Raw genomic sequence first — 22929 nt, forward strand, 5'->3', positions numbered from 1 at the left:
GAAAATTCAATTAGGACCAAATAACTCATTTAGGAAAAACGATGCAAACTCTGATGGTTACATTTATTACGCTGGTGGCATTTGCTGCGAATTCAGTTCTGTGTCGCTGGGCCTTAATGGATCAAACGATCGATCCTTTGAGCTTTTCGATCGTTCGCATCTTATCTGGTGCGCTTACGCTTTTGATTTTATTAGCTTTATCTTCCCAATCTAAAGCTAAAAGTGAGTTAGCAAGTAACACATCGCTATACACAAAGCTAAAATCACAGTTTCAACTCACATCAATATTGTCACTGCTCGTGTATATGTTTGGTTTTTCGTTTGCTTACTTAGAGCTTGGCGCAGGTCTTGGTGCTCTGGTGTTGTTTGTCGCGGTGCAATTTACGATGATTGCCGCGCACTTGTTTTCTGGCAACAGAATGTCATTGATTGAATGGGGCGGATGTTTGTTATCGGTAGCAGGGCTTGTTTATTTATTAATGCCAACGGAATCGACACAGGCACCTGATTTAGTTTCTATTATCTTGATGTCTCTGGCCGGAGTTGGGTGGGGCATTTACACATTGGCAGGAAAGACATCGTCAAACGCACTGCAATCGACCACCGCTAACTTTGGATTCAGTTCGCTAGTTATCCTTTTGGCATTAAGCTTGTTAGTTTTGATTCCTAATGCGTTAACGCAAGTGTCTATCACTGAACAAGGTTTGATTTACGCGGTTATATCGGGCTCTGTGGCTTCTGGTGTGGGTTATAGTTTGTGGTATTACGTGGTGAAAAAGCTGAATACCGTGGTGGCGTCTATTGCACAGCTTTCTGTTCCAGTTATCGCGACACTTGGTGGTGTATTACTTTTATCTGAACCTGTCACCATGCAATTTATAGTCTCATCAACCGTTATACTTCTAGGGATAAGCTTGGTTCTTGTCGCCCCTAAACTTAAGAAATAAAGAGTTCAATCATTAACTTCTATGGCTAAACCAAACAAGAAACAACCGACCAAGACGGTTCAGATTTTCTGTGCCAAATGTAAAACGCAGCTTTTTAAGTATCGGAAAGGTGGCAAAGGTGCACTCGTGAAATGTTTTAAGGAGCGTATCGTTGAAGATTTCACGACAAAACCATGTGTGTGCCCTGAATGCGGGATTGAATTTGCGCGAGACACTTTGGTTCGAGGTACGCCAGCCTACAAGTTTGTTGGTGGCAAGGTAACGATGAAATAACCTGTCACGATGAAACGACCAGTCATATTAAAACGAGCAAACAATGCTGAAACTAAAAATGCCACAGCACGGTTTGTGTGTGGCATTTCAACGTTGCTTTTGATACTCAGTGTAAATAATTGAGCTTAGTAAGCATTGACACGCCCTTGAAGCTTAAGAAGTAATAGCGAGACAATTGCGCCCGTGGTGTCACACAGCATATCTTTCTGTGCATCCCAAATATCGCCTTGTGAACCAAGGAATGCGATACCTTCATCACCACCTGCGATCTCCGCGTACCACCACTCGATAATTTCATAACCTGCAGCAACACTCATAATCGCAAATAGCGCAAAGAAACATGCCAGCACCGGCTGAGCCAGTTTTTTACGAATCAAGTACTCAGCGAGTGGGTAAGCATAAAGGCCAATAGAGAAATGCGCGACACGGTCAAAGTTATTCCGTTCTGAACCTATCATGTTATTGAACCAATCAAATGGCACTTCCGCGAAGGTATATTTTGCGCCTATCGTATGCAAAATCAGCCAGATAGACATCAAAACGTAAGCTGTCTTAGTGAAGGTGAGCTTTGTTGATAACCACCAAATACCCACCAATATCGCGAGCGCTGGGACAATTTCGGCAATCCACACCGCTCTTGAAGAGGGAGCGAACGCTGAAAATAGAAACACAGTCAGATACAGCGTCGTCAATGACAGCAATGGTCGATTTTGAGCAAGTGGCGTGATTGTCATATCAAGATCTCTCGTCGAAGTTTTTAATAGTGTTACACAATAATGAACAGTGTTCAATTGGGTCTTAATCACCAGATTTGTTGAAAAGTGGTGTTATCGCCCAGTATCTAGACAAACGGTTGCTAGAGTTTCACAAAAGTTTGATTTACAACAAAGCGATCCTTAAAATCGCTCTATTACTACATAACAAGAAAGAAAGTCATGAAACTGGAAACTGTCGATTACCTTGCTGACGACGCAGCAGAACAATTTGTTCGCTCTCTACGTGAAACTGGTTTTGGTGTTCTTAAGAACCACCCAATCCCGAAAGAGCTTGTTGAGTCAATTTACGAAAACTGGTACCAATTCTTCATCTCTGAAGAAAAAGAGAACTTCCACTTTAATGTTGAAACACAAGATGGATATTTTCCACCTTCAGTGTCTGAAGTTGCTAAGGGCCACACTGTAAAAGACATCAAAGAGTACTTTCACGTATACCCATGGGGTCAAATCCCTGAGCAGCTGAAAGAACAGATTCTAGATTACTACCAACGTGCGAATGCTTTTGCTCAAGAGCTGCTAGGTTGGGTTGAAGCTCATGCTCCTAAAGAAGTACAAGATAAATTCTCTATAGCGTTATCAGAAATGATCAACGGCAGTGAACAGACTCTGCTTCGTGTTCTTCACTACCCACCAATGCAAGGTGATGAAGAGCCAGGTGCAATCCGCGCTGCGGCACACGAAGACATCAACTTACTGACGGTTCTTCCTGCTGCAAGCGAGCCGGGCCTTCAAGTTAAAGCTCAAAATGACGAGTGGCTAGATGTTCCATGTGACTTCGGTAACATGATCATCAACATCGGTGACATGCTTCAAGAAGCATCTGGTGGTTACTTCCCATCGACAACTCACCGTGTAATCAACCCATCAGGTGAACGCCAAGAGAAGTCTCGTATCTCTTTGCCTCTATTCCTTCACCCGAAACCAGAAGTAGTGCTATCTGAAAAGTACACAGCAAACGAATACCTAATGGAACGTCTAAGAGAGCTTGGCGTTATCTAGTCAGTTCAATGCTTCGTCCCTAAAATTGGGATAGATGTGAAAGGTCAGCTAAGTCGCTGACCTTTTTTGTATCCGTACCAAAGAATTGCGGCTTTATTACTAACGGTTGTATTCAACGAAATGGTACTCAGTTTTGACGATAAAAGGTGCCTTTAAGCCAAACGTTAGAAAGTTGTTTGTCCTTAAGCTCGACAAATCTTAGAAAATCGCTTTCAATTAAAGAAGATACGCAACGGATGCGAAACAGGTTACTTATAGTATCCACAGTTCTAGAAATCCATTAATTCAGAGAAGCTAACTGAGTCAACTATGTCGAATTATCAAGATGTGAGAGCAAACTTTCATTGCCATATGGAAAACCCATTGCTTTGGCCGATAATGGAAGTGCTTAAGCAAAAGCCAAGCGGATGGAAAGTACACACATTGGCAGCTCATCTGAACGATCTTGGGTTTGTGCCAGTGTTGGATGCTGTGCCTGAGAAAGAGTTGTTTAAAAAGAACTTCCTTATCATGAATGCGCTTTATCAGCTTCAAGAAACCTTACACCCAGATGGTTGGCTCCAAGTCCAAGCGATGGACATCGAATTGATGAATGGTCGTTATCACGGAAGCAGTCACAGCATCGATCATCAAGACCCACTTCGAGAATACTACATTAATTGGGTTAACTATGAAGCGGATGAAGGTGAAGTCAAAAGGCTGTTGAACGAATTTTGGACTCGGTATAGAAAGTATGTGGGTGGTGATGAACTCGATATGGATCGAAGTCGAGCATTGAACCTGTTTGAGTTACCTTTAGACGCGACACACCATGAAATTAGAAAACGTTGGCGACAACTGGCATTGAGATGGCATCCGGACAGAGACGAAGGCAACACCGCAAAATTTCAGACGCTCTGTGAAGCATGGCATGTATTAAGAAGCTCATAATCGACAGGCATTTTTAGCTGTCTAATTGCTTAGAACCCTAAAACAGAAAGCCCCACATTGTGAGTGACACAAGTGGGGCTTTGTCGTTATTACGCTATGTTTTGGGTAACTACGTTATGTGCTGTAGCGACTTAAGTTATTGGTGTTAGGAGTGATCTTTGCTCTCACCACTTTTATGTTCAAAGGCATAGTCGAGTACTTTACGGATATAAGGCGCACCAACTTTTGAGCCACCGTTACCGTGTTCAATAACCACAGTTGCGACATATTCAGGGTGTTCATACGGTGCGAAAGCCGTGTAAAGCGCATGGTCAAGCAAGTGTCTAGCGAGTTTCTTCGAGTTGTAGACCTGGTCTTTCGCAAGATCAAAGACTTGTGCAGTTCCTGATTTACCGCCGCTCGTGTATTCAGTTCCCTTAAATGCACGTCTGCCGCTGCCTCGATTACCGTGGTTTACGAGTCGCATCGCATTGATTGGCACATCCCAAATTCTATCCGGTACTTCGGTGATTGAGGGCATTGGCTCCGGTTCGACAAGTTGTTGTGTACTGAAATCTTCACCATGATCTAAGGTTGCTCTTAAGATATGAGGTGGCATCACCTTACCATGATTAACCAATACTGACGTTGCTTTAGCAAGTTGCATAGGTGTCGATGTCCAATAACCTTGGCCAATACCAATCGGAACTGTGTCACCCTGATACCAAGGGGTGCGATAACGCATCATCTTCCATTCTCGAGTCGGCATGTTGGCGGTACTTTCTTCATAGATATCAATGCCTGTCGGTTCACCAAATCCAAATCGGTTCATCCAACTTGAAATTCGGTCAATACCCAAATCGAAAGCGGTTTGATAGAAGAATGAATCTACCGACTCTTCAATGGCTTGAGTGACATCGACAGGTCCGTGACCCCAACGTTTCCAGTCACGCCACGATTTAGAGTTTCGTTTAGAGCCAGGAATTCTCCAAACGCCATGGTCGTTACGGATGGTATCTTCAGAGATGACATGTTCTTGCAGTCCTGCCACAGCCATAAATGGTTTAACGGTTGAGGCAGGAGGATAAACGCCTAGAGTGGTGCGGTTAACCAACGGGTGAGCCGGATCATTCAATAAACGTTGGTAGTTCTTACTCGAAATGCCGTCGACAAATAGGTTAGGGTCGTAACTCGGGCTTGATGCCATCGCCAACACGCTGTTGTCTTTCGGATCGAGAATAACCGCGCTTCCAGTTCGGTGATCAAGTTGCTCAAAGACGTATTTTTGCAGCTCAAGGTCAATATTTAACACGATATCTTTACCAGCTACTGGCGGCACGTACTCAATGGTTCGGACTATTCGCCCACGGCTGTTTACTTCGACTTCTTGATAACCTTTGGTGCCGTGCAGAATATCTTCGTAATAACGTTCAACACCCAGTTTTCCTATGATTGTTGTAGCTTGATAATTCGCTTCTATCCCTTGTTCTTCAAGCTTTCTGAGATCGCTATCATTGATGTGCGCCACGTAACCAAGAACATGGGTAAGCACCTCACCATTCGGGTAAAAACGCTTTAAGCTGGTATCTATAGATAAGCCGGGGAACTGGTACTGGTGCACGGAGAACTTGGCGATCTCTTCCTCCGTTAAGTTCTCTAGAATAGTCACAGATTTAAAACGGCGGGTGTTGTGATAGCGTTTTTTGAAACGAGCGATCTGCTCTGCATCACGGGGGACATATTTGTCTAGCTTGGTGAGCATTGCATCGACATCATCGGTTTGCTCAGGAATCATGGTTAGATCAAAGACAAGCTTGTTCTCTGCAAGCAACACGCCGTTACGGTCGTAAATAAGTCCACGAGTAGGGGCGATAGGTAATACTTTGATTCTGTTGCCATCGGCACGAGTTTGATAGCTTTTAAAATTTTCAACTTGAAGTCGGTATAGATTGCCGACTAAGACAAGAGTGAACATCAAGATCCCACAAAACGCGACGATTACGCGGTTTTTGAATAGGTTCACTTCGATTTTATGGTCACGCATCTTAACGCGTTTATGATTCATTGAAGCCTCAAGGGTCTGTTACATTTGGTTACACTTGTCGAATCGGGACTTTATCTGAATATCACTAGGGTTTTGTAAAAGCTGTGTCATGTTTTGAGGGATCGACAGCATTAGATGGCGGTAAACAGTGCCTTTAATTTTCTCATTACAAAAGATGATAAGTAATTGATGTAAAGATTGGTTTTATGAATTTATAAAGTTCAAGAGTTTTGACGACACTAGAGGTTAGGTCAAAAGAGGTTAGATAAATTTACGGCCCTCAGAATGAGAGCCGTAGAAGGTTAATTTGCTTATTTAGTGGCTTAGAAGCTTTAGTAAATTAGAAGATTAAAACTTCAAAAACCTAGAAGCACAATAAATCCGATATTTAACGAAATCAGTTCGAAGGCTTGAACTGAGATTTACGCATACGGTTCAGAGCAGCCATCACATCTAACGTTCTTGGTTTCGCTAGGTCACCGTAGTTAGGCATGTTAGCGTGCCATTCGTTTTCTAAAATAGCGTTAAACTCTTTAGCAGGGTTGTTTGACCAACCTGGAGTTTGTGCGAATTGGAACCAAGCCCAACCGATCGCATTCACTTCAGACGGTGATTCTAATTGCTCAAGCGCAGAAAGGTCTGCAAACTCTTTACCAAAACGTAGTGACTCTTTGCCTTTAGCATTAACACGGAATTTACCGTCAGTCAGAATGTTCATCAGTGAAGCACGGTTCAATGAACGCGGTACAAACGTTTCTAAAGCAGTTTCACATTCGTTAGTACGCTGAGTAGGGTGCTGAGCAATCACGTCTTTTGCTTTTTCAGTCACATCTACCGCTTGGTAGTCGTGCATTTGAATCACAGTGTTCGCGACATCTAGGTAATCACCAGAGCCACCCATTACAACAATGGTAGAGATATCCATCTCTTCACGAAGCTGACCAATGCGGTCGACAAGTGGTGTGATTGGCTCATCACCTTTTGACACTAGCGCTTGCATACGCTCGTCACGAATCATGAAGTTAGTCGCTGACGTATCTTCATCGATAAGTAGAGTTTGAACGCCGGCTTCAATCGATTCTTGTAACCAAGCCGCTTGAGACGTAGAACCTGACGCATCTTGTGTGCTGAAGTCAGATGTGTCTTTCTGCATTGGTAAATGGTTGATGTAGTTTGACAGGTTCAAGCTGTGCACACATCGACCATCTTCAGCGCGGATCTTCATCGTATCAATCGCAGTTACAATGCCTTCGCGACCGTCACCAGGAATATGGTTGTAGATAGAACGTTCAACGGCGTTCAACAGTGTCGATTTACCATGGAAACCACCACCAACGATCAGCGTAATGCCTTTTGGAATGCCTAGGCCGGTCACGTCACCTTGGTTTGGAGTATTTAACGTAACACTCAATGATTCTGGAGCCGCGAAAGGTACCGCGTTTTTCATTGGAAGGTCGCAGTTACCCGCGATACGAGGTAACACACTGCCGTTTGCAACGAAAGCGGCTAGGTTGTTTTCATCCAATTGAGCACGCAGCGCTTCTTGGTCTTCAATCGTTTCACAATGTTTGATCATTGCATCGATGTTTAACTCACGCTCAAGCGTCGCGCGACGAATAAACTTCGGTAAGTAGAAAGTGATGATGTTGTTCGCTTTCTTAGCAAGAATGCTACGACCATCAGCTGGTAAATTAATGCGGAAACGAATTTCGATGCCGTGGTCTGTGAATACAACAGCTGTGTTGTCTAATACGGTTTGACCCGTCAGCGCGATAGAAACGGTCGACTCTTGTTTCGCGAACTCAGAGAAGCTACGTGCGATAAAGTCACGAGCGGCTACTTGGTATTCGTAAGATTTTTCTTTCAGCCAATCTAACCCGGTCAAAGACCACGCGCGCGTTGCACGAAAACGAGAAGCTGACGCGTATGGGTCACCTTGGATGTGGTCGATGTGTAATTCAAAATCAGCAAAGTCGTATTGACCTTTAATTTGTTGATATGCACGGTAGTTTTGTTTTTCGAGCTTTTTAAGCTTTGCAGTCAACTGATCCATAACGAGGAATGCCTATATAAGGGGAAAGATAAAAACAGAAAGGCGGCGATTATAAAAATCACCACCTTTAGAGTAAAGAGAAAGTAGGCCTAAATCCAAAACTAACTGCTCTTTTTCGCTTTAAGCGTAACGAGTTGTCCCCAAATAGTTTTGATTGATTAAGCTGTGTTCGAATTCTTGGCTCGGCATTGGTCTTCCGTAAAGGTAACCTTGGCCCACATCGCAGCCTTCGTTAATAATAAATTGCTCCTGAACCTCCGTTTCTATGCCTTCAATCGTCACTTTTAAGTCGAGCTTTTTGGCAATTTGGACAATAGAACGAACAATTTCCGAGTCTTCGTGTGAGTTGAGCATTTGGTCGATAAAGCTCTTATCAATCTTAATGGTGTCGAATGGGAACTTCTTCAGATAACTGAAGGAGGCGTAGCCCGTACCGAAGTCATCTAGTGACAATGTAACGCCAATATCGTGCAAAGATCCCAAGGTATTCTTGGCAACCACTTCATCTGCTATCAGTCCACTCTCCGTAACTTCAAGTTCTAAGAAACGAGGCTCTAAATGATAGGTTTCGAGTAGGTGAACCACTTGTTCCGCAAAGTGTACGTTCTTGAGTTGAATTGCAGACACATTCACAGCCATCTTGAAATCTTCAACGTATTCGGACCACTCTTTGGCTTTTTCAATCGCATTGCGTAAAACAAAGCTGCCCACTTCGAAAATCAAACCGTTTTGTTCAGCCATGTGGATCAGGGTTTCGTTAGAGATATGACCCAAAACAGGATGTCGCCAACGAAGCAAAGCTTCAGCACCGACCCAGCGATGCGTCAACGGGCTAACTTTGGGTTGAAAGTAGAGCATAAGGTCATCATTACGAACGGCTTGAAGCAAATAGCCTTCGATCTTATTAATGTGAGTTTGTTCTTCGGTATGGGATTGAGAGTAGTAAGCGAACTTTTGTCCTGAATCTTTGCAGGCTAACATCGCTTCAGAAGATTTCTGCAGAATGCTTTCCGCGTCATCTTCGTCGTTCGTAATTGCAATCCCAATAAACGCGTGCAAATGCACTTTGTCACTTTCGATGTCGAATTCTGAATGACCAACTTTAACGAGCGTCTGGCAAAGTTCTTCAAGGCGATGGTGTAAATCTTTAACGCTAAACGCCAATACGAGGTCAACCGAAGTAGGGCGTGCAGTTAATACATCGATATCAGAAATACAGTCGATGCGTTTTCGGTATTCAACAAGCACTTGGTCTAACGCGTTATAGCCGTAGCGTGCTTGTATGCGTCTACCGTTGGTAAAACCAATATGAACGACTGCAAATGAGCTGTCTGTCAGCCTTCTCTGTGACAGTAGCTTGTGGTTTAAGCGAGATTCAAATGCGTTTCGGTTTAAAAAGCCGGTGCCGAGGTCGTGATTCTTTTGGAAGTTAATCTTCTGTTCAGCCGCTTTTCGTTTATCAATTTCTTGATTCAACGAGTAATTAAGGCTCGCGAGATCTTTAGTGCGATTGTAAACGCGGTTTTTTAGGTCGCGATTCATTTGGGTAAGCTTGGCGTGTTGGAATAGGGTTTTAAGCTGAGATTCAATCGAAGTCCGAAAGCTCTCTAACAGTTTGATATAAGTAGGGGTGTAGTGGTTTTCTTTCGAGTCTAAAATGCAGATAGTGCCAAATAATTCACCATTCGGCCAAAGCAGCGGAATGCCACAATAAGAGATTAAGCCAAGCTTCGTGTCGGGGTTGTTTTCCCAATCAACATCGGCAAGCGCATTGGGTACCACAAGTTGCTGCTGGGAATCCATCACCGTCTCACAGTAAAGCCCATTGCCTAGGGTTTCAGAATCACCTTTGTTGTAAGGGTTATTTTCATTTCGGCTGGTCGAGAATACTTCAATATAATTGGCGTGAACACGCATGATCAGTGCGGCGGGCACTTGAGTGATTTGAGCCAAGAGGTCGACAATATTTTGCCAACCAGACACCATATCGTCTGGGATATCTAAGTCTACTGTTTTTATCTTCTTCATATGACTCCGAGTCAATTATGCTAAATGCATCAACACATCCTGTGTTAATTATGATGAACCAAAGAGAACTATGAACCTTACGTTTAATAAGTATAAGAAATGTTGCACGAAAAAACCTCCGCAATTATGCAGAGGTTTTCAAATGTGAATCCGGGTCTCAGTAATGAGATAATTTTAGATTAAGGCTTTAACTTTATAAAATCTTCTGTATTAAGTTTCTGGCTATAATCTACCGATGGTTGAGCAAACCCATTTAATTGTAGAAATTCTTCTTTAAACCCTTGGTAATCCCCTAAGGTTTGGAAGTTGTTTTCGTCCATCTTTTCTAGCAGTTCAGTTACGTGCGCTTGGGTTTCTGGGTCTAATTCCCAATCATCCATACGGATCAATCGCTCACCATCAAGTGGTACTTTGGATTGACCATAAAGTTTACTGCCAAACAGACGCTGCATTTGTTGGATACAACCTTCGTGGGTCTCTTTCTCTTTCATCACCTTATACAAAGCAAGTAAGTAAGGGCTTAATCCAGGGATGAAAACGCTCGCTTTAGTGACTAGGGCTTTACATACCGCCGCGTAAGCGTTGCCATCAAAGTTAGCTAACTCTAGATTAAGAGCGTGGCTGGTTTGGTGAAGGTCGATCTTAGCGCGTCCCAATGTACCGTCTAAATAGATAGGATGTGTGACTTCTGGACCCACATAAGAAAACGCGATTGTCTTACAACCCGGAGCAATAGATTCTGCGTTGATGAGCTCATCTATCCATTGTTCCCAATCTTCGCCTCCCATCACTTTGAGTGTGCTTTCGGCTTCTTCTTCCGTCGCGGCTTCAAGCGTGTTGGTGACCCAGTTGTCGTGTTCCAGAGAAATGGTTGCGCCAGTTACGCTTTCACCAATAGGTTTGATGGCAGAGCGCCAAAACTCATCGGAATCTGGTTTAGGACGAACGCCTGCAGCTAAGCTATAGATAATCAGATCCACTTCACCTTCGAAGTAGGTTTCAATGGCTTCGACAACTTGTGAGCGTGTTTCTTGCGAAAATGCGTCGCCAACGATGTTGATAGCAGTGCGTTGCTCTCGTTCGGCTTCTTTTTTGAAGTAGATGTTGTTGTACCAACCAGCACTACCTAGGGATTTTTCGTTTGGACCGCGCTCGAATGAGACGCCGATAGTGTCAGCTTTTGCGCCGCCAAAGGTAAGGGCAATACGAGCGGCAAGGCCAAAGCCTGAGGAAGCGCCGATAATCAGTACTCGTTTAGGCCCATCTTTGATTTGCGGCGCACTCTTAACAAACTTGATTTGTTGCTTTACGGCTTCTTGACAGCCAAGAGGGTGAGCGCTTTTGGCTACCACACCCTTGATAACAGGTTCGATCAGCATAAATAACCTTACAGTTAACGGTGATATGCACTCAGGCTAACGTAAAGCTGTGTAAAATTTATTGAGCTAGACCATTAAAACTTAAAGATACTGATATAATTCTTCGGCGACGAATTCAGCAATCCAAGGTTGAGCTTCTGGTTTTGGATGCAGTCCATCGTTCATCATCCACTCAGGTTTGAGGATGATATGCTCTAGGAAAAACGGCAAAAGTGGCACGTTTTGTTGATCAGCAAGCGCTGCAAAAACGTATTCAAACTGCTGGTTGTAACGCTTTCCGTAATTTGGTGGGATTTTAATCTGCATCATTATAGGTTTGGCGCCCGCAGCTTTTATCTGCTCAATGATCTGCTCAAGATTTGCAGACATCAGCTTAGGTGGGAAACCACGAAGTCCATCATTCGCACCAAGTTCGATAAGAACGGTGTCTGGAGCATGTTCTTCAAGCAATTGTGGTAGGCGGGCTAAACCATTGCCCGTTGTATCACCAGAAATACTCCCGTTAACCACGGTTACCGTTTTGTCATGCTTTGCTAACGCGTCTGGTAACAGGCTTGGCCAACTCTGTTTGATGTCCATGTTGTAACCAGCACTCAGGCTATCACCAAGGACCAGTAACTTAGAATCTAAGCGGGTATCTTGAGCCAAAGAAGCGGTTGAAAATAAAATAAAGAATAAAAAGGAAATTAGTCGAGTCATGCATACATCCATCATTAAAGCAGAAGCTGTTTCGAAGACAGTGTCTACTAATCAAGAACATTTAACAATCCTAGAGCACGTCGATATCGATATTCGTGAAGGCGAAACTGTCGCGATTGTCGGCACGTCTGGCGCGGGTAAATCGACCTTAATGACGCTGCTTGCTGGTCTTGATGTACCAACGAAAGGCGAAATCAGTTTATTAGGACAGCCACTTTCACAGCTTGATGACGAGGCAAGAGCGAAGATCCGCAGTGAATCGGTAGGGTTTGTATTTCAAAGCTTCTTGTTAATTCCAAGTCTTTCAGCGCTACAAAATGTCACGTTACCTTGTTTGTTAAAGGGAGAAGACGAAGACATCGAACGCGCGACTGCTCTGCTTGAATCAGTAGGCTTGAAAGACAGGCTTGATCACTTACCGTCGCAGCTATCTGGTGGTGAACAACAAAGGGTCGCGTTGGCGCGCGCATTTATGATTAAGCCAAAAATTCTTTTTGCCGATGAACCCACAGGCAACCTAGACCAACAAACGGCAGCCAAAATTGTTGAGTTGTTGTTTGAATTGAACTCATCCCACGGCACAACTTTAGTTTTGGTGACACACGATCCTAAGCTTGCACAACGTTGCCAAAGAACACTCAAGATGCATGTCGGTCAGATAGAGGAAGTCTAAATTGAATTCATCAAACGGACTGAATAAACGCCTGTTTTCATGGAGTATCGAAGAGATTCGACACGGTCAGCTTTGGCCAGTTTCAATCGCTTTAACGCTTATTATTGCTTGTGTATTTGCATTGTCGGCGTTGGCCGAACGTATGGAGCAGGTAATTGTTAAGCAGGGCAAAGATGCGCTTACTGCTGATAGCGTGTTTATCTCAGCAAACCCAGTTCCACAATCCTTATTAGACCTCACTCAAGTTGAACAGTTAGAAAGCTCTCAGTTGACTCGTTTTTCAACCATGGCATTCAGTGACAACTCGATGCAGTTAGTGACGGTGAAAGCGGTTGAAAGTAATTATCCATTACGCGGTGAAATGATCTTAGTGGGTGCTGATAAAGCATCAAGTAACCATGTTGAGCCAGGGGAACTTTGGTTAGACGAGCGTATATTTGCACAGTTAGAGGTTGAGATTGGTGACGTTGTCACTATTGGCGATGCCGATTTAGCGATAACTGGACGAATCACTCAAGAACCAGGCTTAAGCTTTAACCCATTCCAACAGATGCCAGCCGTTCTGATTCATACAAGCGATATTGATGCCACGGGAGCGATTCAACCGGGCAGTCGTGTTAGTTTTAGGCTGTTTCTCAACGGTGATGATACAAAACTGCAAGCCGCGCAAGACAGCGTAGAATTAACACCAAGCGATCGCTGGCGTACTCAAGATTCTGCGAGCCGTACTAACGACATGTTCGAAAGCACGACTCAATATCTTTCGTTAACCGTTGCTATTGTTGTGATCATGGCTGCGACCACTTTGGTACTCACTTGCCAACATTATGTTGCGAGTCGCCGTAAAACCATCGCGATGCTTAAGAGTTTGGGTGCAAGCAAGCAGTGGATCGTTAAATGGTTGTCTGTACAGGTATCTTTATTAGTGGTTATCGGTGCAGTACTGGGAATAACTATCGGTATCGGCTTAGAGTTTTTGCTTCGTATACCTCTGGGTGACTTATTACCAACGCCACTTCCTAGCTATGGTATTGAACCTGCAATCTTGGCGATTTTATCAAGCATCTTAATTGGTGTTCCTGCTCTTGGTATCCCGTTAATTGGCTTGGTCAATACCTCGGCAATCAGCGTTATCCAATCAAGTCACCAGTCCAATGAAAGCTACAAGAAATATTTGTTGTTACTGGTACCGATTATTCCAATGATGCTGATGTATGGCGACAATCTATTGGTATGGATAGTTCTAGCGGGTATCGCTTGCCTGTTCTTAGTACTTGCGGTCGTTAGTACGCTTGTTCTGCGTTTGGTTGGCAAGTTACCGACATCTACGTCTATGCGTTTAGCATTGAGCAGAATTAATCGCACACCTTTAGCAACGGGGATTCAATTTGGCTCTTTAGCGCTTTCACTGATGTTGCTGTCTATCATCTGGTTGGTAAGAAGTGATTTACTGTCAGATTGGCAGCAAACCTTACCCGAGAACGCACCAAATGCGTTTGCACTTAACATTGCAAGCTATGAAAAAGACAGTTATCTCGAGACGATTGATGCAAACGAAGTAGAGCGTACTCAAGCGTTTCCAATTATCCGAGGACGACTGACGACGATAAACGGTGTCGAAGCATCGGAATACAGTGATACCTCTGGAGAAACAGACGCACTAAGCCGTGAGATCAACTTCACTTGGGGAGATAGCTTACCTAAGTACAATGAAGTATTAGAAGGTAACTGGACACAAGAGCATGGCGTATCTGTAGAATCGGATGTCGCGGAGCAACTGGATCTAAAGATTGGCGATGAGCTGTCATTCACAATCAACAGCCAGAATGTTTCTGCCAAGGTGAATAGCATCCGCAAAGTCGAGTGGCGAGAAATGAAGCCGAACTTCTACTTCATTTTTACTCCAGATGTCTTGAGTTCAATCCCTTCTACTTGGCTAGTGAGCTTCAGATTAGAAGAACAACACAATCAGATGCTCAACGAACTCTCTCGAAATCATCCAACCGTGAGTTTGATGGATATTCGTAAGATGGGTAGCAAGATCCAAGAGTTGCTTAAGCAGATTGTTTGGTCGATTACCGTACTTGCGGCGTTAGGTGTGGTGGCGGGGCTGTTGCTTATCTTCACTCTATTGCGATTGAGCTTATCTCAAAGACAACAAGAGATACGCTTGTATCGAACATTAGGCGCGAGTAAGAAGCGAATTCTCAATACTATTTGGTGTGAGTACGGTTTAATGGCGTTAGTCGCAGGCTCAATTGCAGCCCTTGGTTCTGAGCTTAGCGTGGCAGGAGTGATGAACTTTGGTTTTGAGTTACAACCTTCACTTCACCCGATGTTGTGGATAGCGCTACCGGTGCTAACGTTCATCACATTAGCCGCGGTAGTGAATAGCTTAATCAAACGTTTGTTGGCACCAGTAAACAAGGATTTTGGCTAGTCGTTAGCGAGATCTAGCCAAGCGCTTAAAACGGTCTAAAAGTGAGATTATTTATACTTAGTCATGCACTATTTATAATACGTCGCTTTAGACCGTTTTTTATTTAACCAACCGGTAGCATAAGTAAAAAATATCGCACCTTAGATTCCACTGTTTTAGCATTTTTTAAAACTAATTACCCAATAATGCCGATTTAATGAACAGCGGTTAGTCCCTGTAAACAAAGGGTTTGCGCAACTTAGCAAGAACGTTATCAACAGTTATCCACAAAAACGGTGGATAACTTTAGGGATAAGTTAACCGCTATGTTTTAAGAGTACTGAGGCAGCCTTTATGTGGCGTCACTTAGGACAAATTTGACTGTTAGAATAACCTTTAAAACCCTATCTGGAGTTATTGAGTCAAGAGATTATTTATGTTTTTTACATAGATATTAAATCCCGCCTATCTAAGACCTTGATAAAAATGTGTTTTAATTCATCGCAGAACAAAAGTAGAATAGAGGCAGTTAATCTTATTCTACAGAACACGATGAACCACAACAAAACGGATACAAATCAACCTTCTATTGCCATTGTTGGTGGTGGTATTGCCGGAACAACGAGCGCGATTCACTTTAGTGAGTTGGGTTTTAAGGTCACTATCTTAGAAAAAGGGCCGAGTTTGGTTAATGGTCCACCAATTTGCCACCTGCACGCTGGCGGCAATTTGTATCGAGATATTTCTGTAGAGCAGTGTCTTCAATTGCTCACACAGTCAATTGATACCGTCCGCTTATTCCCTCATACGATCAATATTCGTCCGACAATCATCGCCGTTCCGCACAGTGATGGTGGAGAGCCGTTGGATCTGCTTCCTCGTCTCAAGATAATCAAAAGCGCTTATGCCGATCTTGTTAAACAAGATAAAAGCAACCAAGTGCTCGGTGATCCGGAAGAGTATTATAAGCTGTACAGCAAAGAAGATTTATTAGCACTTTCTGCGAAAACACAGCCTCTGAAACCAACATCGCTTGATGATTGGTGTATTCCTTTCGCCAAGCATACGGATTTAGAGACCCTAAAGTATCCTGTTGCGATGGTCCAAGAGTATGGCTGGAGCGTATTCCGACTTTCTGCGACCGCTCAACTCTCTTTGGGGCAACAAGCTAACTGTACTGTGTTAACCAACAGCCGATTACAATCTGTTGAGTCGACAGGTCAAGGTTGGTCTTTGACTTATACCGATGCCGAAAACCAAAGCTGCCAACTAACGACCGATTACTTGATTAATGCGAGTGGGTTTGAAACGGGTATCGTAGATGACTTTGTTGGCTCTAAGCAGCAAAGACTTGTTGAGTTTAAAGCTGCATACGTTACAGAGTGGCCATATTCGCAAGAATGTAAGGAAGAGTGGCCAGAAGTTATCTTCCATGGCCCGAGAGGCACACCGCAAGGCATGGCGCAATTAACGCCGTATGCTGATGGTGTGTTCCAACTTCACGGCATGACAGAAGGGATTACTCTGTTTGAGGGTGGGCTTGTTTCATCGTCAACAGACTCGTCACAGCCACAGTTGCCTTCGAAGCTGCTTAAGAAAATCGTATCGGGTTGGAGTGAAGATCAGCTTGAATTAAGAACTCGCGCGGCAATAACGCATATGTCTCAGTTCATCCCAAGTTTCAGTTCTGCATTGGTCGGTGGTAAACCTTTGTTTGGTGCACAACAGATTCCGGGAACCGATCCAAGCTTAAGAGCTTCAGACGTTTCATTCTGTGGGGATCGCTATGCTCGACTTGAAGTAGTAAAAGCTTCTTCAACATTAGAAGCGGCACAAAAGGTCGCTGAGCAATGGTTTGATGTATCAGAGGCGGCATCTATTGAAGACACACACTCAGTGACAATGTCACTTAATCTAAATGATATTGAAAACAGAGCGATAGATTTGACACAAGAACGTGGATACCCAGAAGCGCTTGCCAAGGTGTCAGGTCAAGATCACGCTTAATAGCCTATAATTAGTCTATCATCATCGACTGCGTTTAATTTCTTCAATTCGGCTTACTGTAATAGGTAAGCCGAATCTTCATTTCAACATCTGCTTAGATACCGAACCTCATCTAAATGACATCTTCCTAGTTGATTATTCTCAGCTACATAGCATTTAGCACATAACACATCGCAAAAACTAATAGCCGAAAAACTGAGCCCATTGGCACCAAACATCTTGTAAGCCCAAGCGATCGCCCTTGCTGAACGATATCGCATGTCCAGGTTTTGCTTGCGCCAAGCGTGGTAAATCGATTCTGGCGACACATCCTATCTTCGGATAACCACCTATGGTCTGTCTATCATTAAGCAGCACGATAGGCTGTCCATCTTGTGGAATTTGAATCGCACCTAGGGCAATGCCTTCTGACAATAGCGAAATGTCAGGCGAGTCTACGGGCTCGCCACTGAGTCGATAACCCATCCGATTAGAGTTTTGGTCAACGTGATACTGCGCGTTATACAAAATCTCTCTTGCTGACTCGGAGAATAGCTCGCTTTGATAGCCTTCAATCACTCGTAGGTTCACGGGTAGATTGTAATCAGGCGTGTATCGGAAGGTAACACTCAACGCTTTAAATGGATGAGAGAGTTGGTGTTGGGTAAAAGCGATTTGTTGCCCTTGCTGGCATGGTTCGCCATCTTGCGTTAATCCACCAATCTTTTCACGAGTGACTGTAGAGCAGCTATCAAGAGTTGATGGAACATCGAAACCGCCCTTAATGGCTAAATACGCCCTTAGACCATTTTTAGGCAAACCAAATGAGAGAACTTGCCCCTTAAAAGCTTGAAAAGTGCTCCAGTTAGCCTGTGGTTTACCATCGAGTTTCGCTTGTAAATCACCCCCGCATAGTGCCATCTCGCAATCAAAATCGATTCTCAACGCACATTGCCCAAGCGTGATTTCCAACGCCGCTTGGTTGACTGGGTTGCCCAATAGATGGTTAGCCCAGCTATAAGAGTAGTCATCAACCGGTCCACCTTGCGTTAATCCAAGATGAGCAACACCAAATCGCCCAAAGTCTTGAATCAAACTCAACGGGCCGGGCTTAATCACTGTCAGTGTTGGTTTAGTTTTTGTCTTAGCCATTTACGATGCCTCCACCCAACTCTACAAATTCTTTTTTTGAAATCGCTATGAAACGGACGGTATCACCAACATTAAGCAGAGACAGTGGTCTTTGCGTGATATCGGCGTTCTTCAACTGGCTATGATCGAACAACGGAAGTGGGCAATTGCCAATAATATTCCAACCGCCCGGTGAATCCGAAGGGTACACAGCTGTTTTCGTATCCGCGATGGCGATACTGCCTTTGGGCACAATTAAGCGGGGTGTGGAGTGACGGGGCAAGGCAAGCTCATTAACCACATCCGACATAAAGGCAAAGCCAGGCGTAAACCCAATCGCACTGACGCTGTATGTCTGTGAGGTGTGATGTTGAATTATCTGGTCGAGCGACAGGCCTTTGTTTTGATATCGGTCTAAATCGAGCGCCGTTTCTGGTGAGTAATAGGCAGGAAGCTCAATCGTATCGCGAGTTTTACTAACACTAGAAAAGGACGACAGAGCATGACTCAACAAATTATTGAGCTGTTCAATGAGCTGCTGTTCTGATATTCGATAAGGGAGGTAATCGACCAATATTGTTTGGTAAGCCTGTGTCACATTCATCAACACCGATGCTAAGTTTTGGCGAATGGCATCGGAAAAGTGAGCTATGTATTGCGCATATTCGGCGCTAGATTGATTATTTGAAGGCGATAGCGTCAAGGTCACCAAAACGCTGCATTCCGCGACTGGCGCTATATTGAATTCAATCTGATTCGTCGTCATTTCGTTTCCATACGTTTGTTATCTTGCCTTTTTTAGCTTACTTGGCGTGTCTCACTTCCGTGTCCAAGCCAATACAAATCAATTAGATCTCACGAGCGATTAGACCATGCGTCATACCAATCACACGCTTCATACTAATTAAAAGCGTTGAGGTCTTGTCTGATTTTTCTAATTAATGCGATGGATTGAGGGTTATCACCATGAACACAGATAGTATCAGCTTCAATAGGCAGTCTTTCGCCCTCTAAAGTCGTAACCGAGCCATAGTTAATGATTTGCATAACTTGGTTATAGATATCGTCTTGATTGACGTAAACCGAGCCTTTTTGAGTACGTGGCGCTAATTGTCCGTTATTTAAATAAGCACGGTCGGCAAACGCTTCAAACAAGAGAGGCAAGTCATGGTCGTCAGCAATATCCAAATACTGTTGATTGTCTGATGAAGAGAGAATCATCAACGGGATGTTAAACTCAGCGACGGCTTGGGCTACCGCATTGAACACATCAATGTTTGCCATCATATCGTTATAAAGAGCGCCATGAGGTTTCACATAGCCAACAGTGGTATGGTGATAGCGGCAAAGGGCTTGTAATGCACCGACTTGATAACAAACCAGCTCACTGATTTCGTCCATGGTGTGTGGAATAGAACGGCGACCAAAACCAACGAGATCTTGATAACCGGGATGAGCACCAATTTGGGTGTGATAGTGCTGCGCCAGTTTTATCGTCTTGGACATAACGTGCGGATCAGACGCGTGGAAGCCACAAGCGATGTTTGCCATATCGACCCATTCCATGACCGACTCGTCATCGCCCATCTTCCAATTGCCGAAACTTTCTCCCATGTCGCAATTAAGCAAAATCTTCGTTGTCACGTGGTGCTAATCCTTTACGTTGAGGTAAGTAATGACGGTCTTATAAATACCATAAATAAACAGTGACCTAACTCAAACTTTCGACACCGTAGATTTGCCAGTATGGCATTTCATATATAGTTGAACTATTGATTAAAGGATTAATATCTATCTGTATATTAGGTGAGCACATGATATCCCGCCAGGTTTGCTTAGGACTAGCATTAACGATACCTGTTTTTGTCTCTGCTCAAGAAAACTCTCTAGACCAGCTGATGTCGATGAGCCTTGAAGAGTTGTCTATGTTAGATGTCGAAATGGAAACGGCTTCGAAAGTGACACAAAAACTTACCGAGATTTGTGTCAACCAAGAGTCCGTATTGTGAGGATCTCTCATGAATTCTAAATGGCTTAAGCACCGCATTAAGCTCGGCTTATCTAAACTAGGCTTAGCGGCTTTAACGATGCTTATTGTGCCGTTGAACACCTCAGCTGCTAGCTTCAAACCTTATGAAGTGAAAGCGGTGTACCTTTTTAGAATTGCGAATTTTATACGTTGGAATGATGAAAGCTCAATGAACGCTGTGAACTTTTGTGTGATTGGCGATGAAAAGGTAAGCCAAGTGCTAACGTCAATTACCGAGGGGAAATCTATTCGTTCGCTCGCTATCCGAGTTCAACAGTCGATTACTTCTAAGTGTGATATTACGTATTTGTCTGACCGTAAAAATGACCAATTTCTTAGTCAAGAGCACTCGCCACATACTGTGACAATCAGTGATATCCCTAACTTTACGGACTTAGGTGGAATCATTGAACTCACGCACATCGATAATAAGCTCAAACCTAAGATCAATCTAGAGAACGCAAGGCGCGGTGACTACGTCATTGGCTCGAACCTGTTACGAATCGCTATAGTGGAGGGCCAATAATGTTGTCTTTCATTAATAACATATCGATTAAAAACAAGCTGATATTACCCATTATCATCTTCATCGCAGTCACTTTTGTAACGATCCAATCGGTAAATTACACTGTCACGTTTGAGAGAGAGAAAGAGAGTCTTATTCAGCGTGTTAAAGTGCTAGCACAAGGTGTTGCTTATAACTTGCAAGCCGCGATTTTATTTGAAGACAAGTCATCGGCTCAGGAAATATTGTCAGCTTTCGTCGCAGATAAAGATATTGTTAGAGTGAAGCTCTATGACATCAAAGAACAGCTTTTTGCCAGCTATCAGGTGAGCAACACTCTGGTTCCAAGGCCAAACGCAGAAGAATTAGACGATATCGCCGATCATCAATTTGCCATCTCTGAGCATTTCATCTTCTTGCTCGTTCCAGTGACACTGGATGGCGCAGTGATCGCGAACTTGAGAGTAACAATATCGAAAGAGACGTTTAATTCGATCTTAACGAATATTTTCAAGGTTGCGGTCGTCTACCTGTTGTTTCTGGTGATGTTAGGCGGAGTAGTGGTCAAATTGGTGCAACGCTTGATTATCGAACCGATGTTTGACCTCAATGAGGCGATGCAAGCCTTTGTTGAGCGTCGTTCGAAGCAGCCTAAATTAGTCGTAACGAACCGCGATGAAATCGGCGATCTGGTTCGAGCTTTCAATACCATGTTAGAAAGGCTTCAACATCGCGATAACCAAATCAATTTTACGTTAGACAAGTTACAAGAAGAAAAATCATTCGCAAATGAGGTCATTGAAACCGTTCAGCACTCTTTGTTGGTGGTGGATGAAAAAGGGCTCATTCTTCATGCGAACGCAGCTACTCGGGATATTTTTAAATGCTCGGAAGCCTTTCTTGAGAATTTGTTGATCCAAGAGTTGATCGCGACCAAGCAAACGGGTTACTTACAAGATGTTATTGATGCCAATATTGAACTTAATGACGAATTGCTGGAAACCACCGATCTCTTTCAATCAAAACGCTGGCTTCGTGTGAGCAGTCGTTCTTTGACAAAACATGGTCGTATTCTTTATGCAATCCAAGATGTCACCGACATAGAAACGGCCATGAGTCGCCAACGTATTGCTGCGGGTGTTTTCGAAAACAGTAAAGACGGCTTGATCGTGCTCAACTCATCCAATGTGATAACCATGGTTAACCCGGCGATCACACAACTTCTCGGTTATCACTCTGATCTGCTGGTGGGCAAAACACCATTTGAAGTATTTTCGTGGCAGCAATTTTCATCATTGATGCCGACAATTCGCAGTTCGTTAGACAACTATGGTCAATGGCAAGGCGAAGTGTGGGAGAAAAGCGCGTCCGGCACGTTAGTTCCAATGTTTGTCAAAGTGAATCGAATTGCCTCAGACAACGAGAAAGACGAGTTTGATATGGTATTAACGCTGTCTGATTTATCCAACGTTAAAGAGATGGAAAGACTCGAACACTTGGCTCATCACGATGCATTAACCGGGTTAGCGAATAGAGCGCAGCTGTATAAGGTTATGGATGATGTTGTCACGTCGAGCCACTATTCAAATCAGCATTTTGCGGTTATTTACTTGGATTTGGATGGCTTCAAAGAAGTGAATGACAACTATGGTCACGATGCGGGTGACGAAATCCTTAAAGAAGTGTCAAACCGGTTATTATCTCAGGTAAGAGCGGGGGATTTGGTTGCACGTTTGTCGGGTGATGAATTTGTTCTTATTATTAAACAGACAAACAAAGTCTTATTAGCGAAGTTAGCCGAGCGATTGTTGGATCTGATCGGGCAAGAAGTGAATTATAAACAGCGTTCACTTCATGTTGGGGCGAGCTTAGGTATCAATTTAGTTGATGGCTCAGAGCGTGATATTGACGTGATTCTAAAGGTTGCTGATGAGGCTATGTACCAAGCGAAACGCAAAGGAAAAGGTCAGTTTGTGTTCGCTCGTGAGGGTAAATAGGCACCGGTGTTTGTGAGCTCACCCTAAGTTGTTGTATCATAAGTGATAGGTTGAATATTTTTAATTAAAAGGTCTGCTAAGC

The 22929-nt window shown here is 43.7% G+C and carries 19 protein-coding genes; 10 read left to right on the forward strand and 9 right to left on the reverse strand.

Annotated features, from left to right (window positions below):
• Nucleotides 1–41: 41 nt before the first annotated feature.
• Complete coding sequence (locus AB6D06_RS11535; RefSeq protein ID WP_017064603.1) at nucleotides 42–947, forward strand: DMT family transporter; 906 nt, start codon at nucleotides 42–44, stop codon at nucleotides 945–947.
• Between the two features lie 21 nt (nucleotides 948–968).
• The gene (locus tag AB6D06_RS11540; RefSeq protein ID WP_017060071.1) at nucleotides 969–1220 is read left to right on the forward strand and encodes a hypothetical protein; all 252 of its coding nucleotides are present in this window, start codon (nucleotides 969–971) and stop codon (nucleotides 1218–1220) included.
• A 125-nt stretch (nucleotides 1221–1345) separates the two neighbouring features.
• Here AB6D06_RS11540 and AB6D06_RS11545 read toward each other — a convergent pair whose 3' ends face one another.
• Nucleotides 1346–1954, reverse strand: a complete 609-nt coding sequence (locus AB6D06_RS11545) for a DUF2238 domain-containing protein (protein ID WP_372110249.1) — start codon at nucleotides 1952–1954, stop codon at nucleotides 1346–1348.
• 201 nt (nucleotides 1955–2155) lie between these two features.
• Between AB6D06_RS11545 and AB6D06_RS11550 the strand changes: the two genes are divergently transcribed.
• Together AB6D06_RS11550 and AB6D06_RS11555 are read left to right on the forward strand one after the other, a co-directional pair.
• Complete coding sequence (locus AB6D06_RS11550; RefSeq protein ID WP_136974601.1) at nucleotides 2156–2995, forward strand: isopenicillin N synthase family oxygenase; 840 nt, start codon at nucleotides 2156–2158, stop codon at nucleotides 2993–2995.
• A gap of 309 nt (nucleotides 2996–3304) precedes the next feature.
• Nucleotides 3305–3925 (forward strand): DNA-J related domain-containing protein, encoded by a 621-nt coding sequence (locus AB6D06_RS11555; protein ID WP_029235437.1) that lies wholly within the window; start codon nucleotides 3305–3307, stop codon nucleotides 3923–3925.
• A gap of 145 nt (nucleotides 3926–4070) precedes the next feature.
• Here the strand turns inward: AB6D06_RS11555 and mrdA are convergent, their stop codons facing one another.
• The 5 genes from mrdA to AB6D06_RS11580 all read right to left on the reverse strand — a co-directional run bounded on the left by mrdA (nucleotide 4071) and on the right by AB6D06_RS11580 (nucleotide 12107).
• Nucleotides 4071–5969 carry a penicillin-binding protein 2 gene (gene mrdA, locus AB6D06_RS11560; protein ID WP_017060075.1) on the reverse strand — a complete coding sequence of 633 codons (1899 nt, stop codon included), beginning with the start codon at nucleotides 5967–5969 and terminating at the stop codon, nucleotides 4071–4073.
• A gap of 376 nt (nucleotides 5970–6345) precedes the next feature.
• Nucleotides 6346–8001, reverse strand: coding sequence for a P-loop domain-containing protein (locus AB6D06_RS11565; RefSeq protein WP_372099359.1), 1656 nt, complete (start codon nucleotides 7999–8001; stop codon nucleotides 6346–6348).
• Nucleotides 8002–8121: 120 nt separating this feature from the next.
• Nucleotides 8122–10029, reverse strand: coding sequence for an EAL domain-containing protein (locus AB6D06_RS11570; protein ID WP_372110251.1), 1908 nt, complete (start codon nucleotides 10027–10029; stop codon nucleotides 8122–8124).
• A 179-nt stretch (nucleotides 10030–10208) separates the two neighbouring features.
• Nucleotides 10209–11408 (reverse strand): enoyl-ACP reductase FabV, encoded by a 1200-nt coding sequence (gene fabV / locus AB6D06_RS11575; protein ID WP_017067782.1) that lies wholly within the window; start codon nucleotides 11406–11408, stop codon nucleotides 10209–10211.
• A gap of 81 nt (nucleotides 11409–11489) precedes the next feature.
• Nucleotides 11490–12107, reverse strand: a complete 618-nt coding sequence (locus tag AB6D06_RS11580) for an arylesterase (RefSeq protein WP_017060079.1) — start codon at nucleotides 12105–12107, stop codon at nucleotides 11490–11492.
• Between AB6D06_RS11580 and AB6D06_RS11585 the strand changes: the two genes are divergently transcribed.
• From AB6D06_RS11585 to AB6D06_RS11595, 3 genes are all read left to right on the forward strand, one after another.
• Nucleotides 12106–12780: an ABC transporter ATP-binding protein gene (locus tag AB6D06_RS11585; RefSeq protein WP_004730959.1), complete on the forward strand. Its 675-nt coding sequence runs from the start codon at nucleotides 12106–12108 to the stop codon at nucleotides 12778–12780. The genes AB6D06_RS11580 and AB6D06_RS11585 overlap by 2 nt on opposite strands.
• Before the next feature lies 1 nt (nucleotide 12781).
• Nucleotides 12782–15220, forward strand: coding sequence for an ABC transporter permease (locus tag AB6D06_RS11590; protein ID WP_372110254.1), 2439 nt, complete (start codon nucleotides 12782–12784; stop codon nucleotides 15218–15220).
• 531 nt (nucleotides 15221–15751) lie between these two features.
• Entirely contained in the window at nucleotides 15752–17206 is a 1455-nt protein-coding gene (locus tag AB6D06_RS11595; protein ID WP_017060081.1) for an FAD-dependent oxidoreductase, read from the forward strand.
• Nucleotides 17207–17386: 180 nt separating this feature from the next.
• Here AB6D06_RS11595 and AB6D06_RS11600 read toward each other — a convergent pair whose 3' ends face one another.
• The 3 genes from AB6D06_RS11600 to AB6D06_RS11610 all read right to left on the reverse strand — a co-directional run bounded on the left by AB6D06_RS11600 (nucleotide 17387) and on the right by AB6D06_RS11610 (nucleotide 19960).
• The gene (locus AB6D06_RS11600) at nucleotides 17387–18337 is read right to left on the reverse strand and encodes a biotin-dependent carboxyltransferase family protein (protein WP_171732626.1); all 951 of its coding nucleotides are present in this window, start codon (nucleotides 18335–18337) and stop codon (nucleotides 17387–17389) included.
• Nucleotides 18330–19082, reverse strand: coding sequence for an allophanate hydrolase subunit 1 (locus AB6D06_RS11605; RefSeq protein WP_372110256.1), 753 nt, complete (start codon nucleotides 19080–19082; stop codon nucleotides 18330–18332). The genes AB6D06_RS11600 and AB6D06_RS11605 overlap by 8 nt, the downstream gene beginning before the upstream one ends.
• Nucleotides 19083–19216: 134 nt before the next feature.
• Entirely contained in the window at nucleotides 19217–19960 is a 744-nt protein-coding gene (locus AB6D06_RS11610; RefSeq protein WP_017060084.1) for a 5-oxoprolinase subunit PxpA, read from the reverse strand.
• Nucleotides 19961–20130: 170 nt separating this feature from the next.
• On the opposite strand from AB6D06_RS11610, the gene AB6D06_RS11615 reads away from it, so the two are divergent.
• Genes AB6D06_RS11615 through AB6D06_RS11625 form a run of 3 tightly spaced genes read left to right on the forward strand, consistent with a single transcriptional unit; the run spans nucleotide 20131 to nucleotide 22847 of the window.
• A complete protein-coding gene (locus AB6D06_RS11615; RefSeq protein WP_372110320.1) occupies nucleotides 20131–20325 on the forward strand; it encodes a hypothetical protein in 195 nt (64 codons plus the stop codon).
• Between the two features lie 9 nt (nucleotides 20326–20334).
• A complete protein-coding gene (locus tag AB6D06_RS11620; protein ID WP_017060086.1) occupies nucleotides 20335–20871 on the forward strand; it encodes a YfiR family protein in 537 nt (178 codons plus the stop codon).
• On the forward strand, nucleotides 20871–22847 hold the full coding sequence (locus AB6D06_RS11625) for a diguanylate cyclase domain-containing protein (protein ID WP_372110258.1): 1977 nt from the start codon (nucleotides 20871–20873) through the stop codon (nucleotides 22845–22847). Before AB6D06_RS11620 ends, AB6D06_RS11625 begins: the two co-directional genes overlap by 1 nt.
• Nucleotides 22848–22929: the final 82 nt, after the last annotated feature.

This window comes from Vibrio sp. 10N.239.311.G01 (genome assembly GCF_041465805.1).
Taxonomy (GTDB): domain Bacteria; phylum Pseudomonadota; class Gammaproteobacteria; order Enterobacterales; family Vibrionaceae; genus Vibrio; species Vibrio crassostreae_C.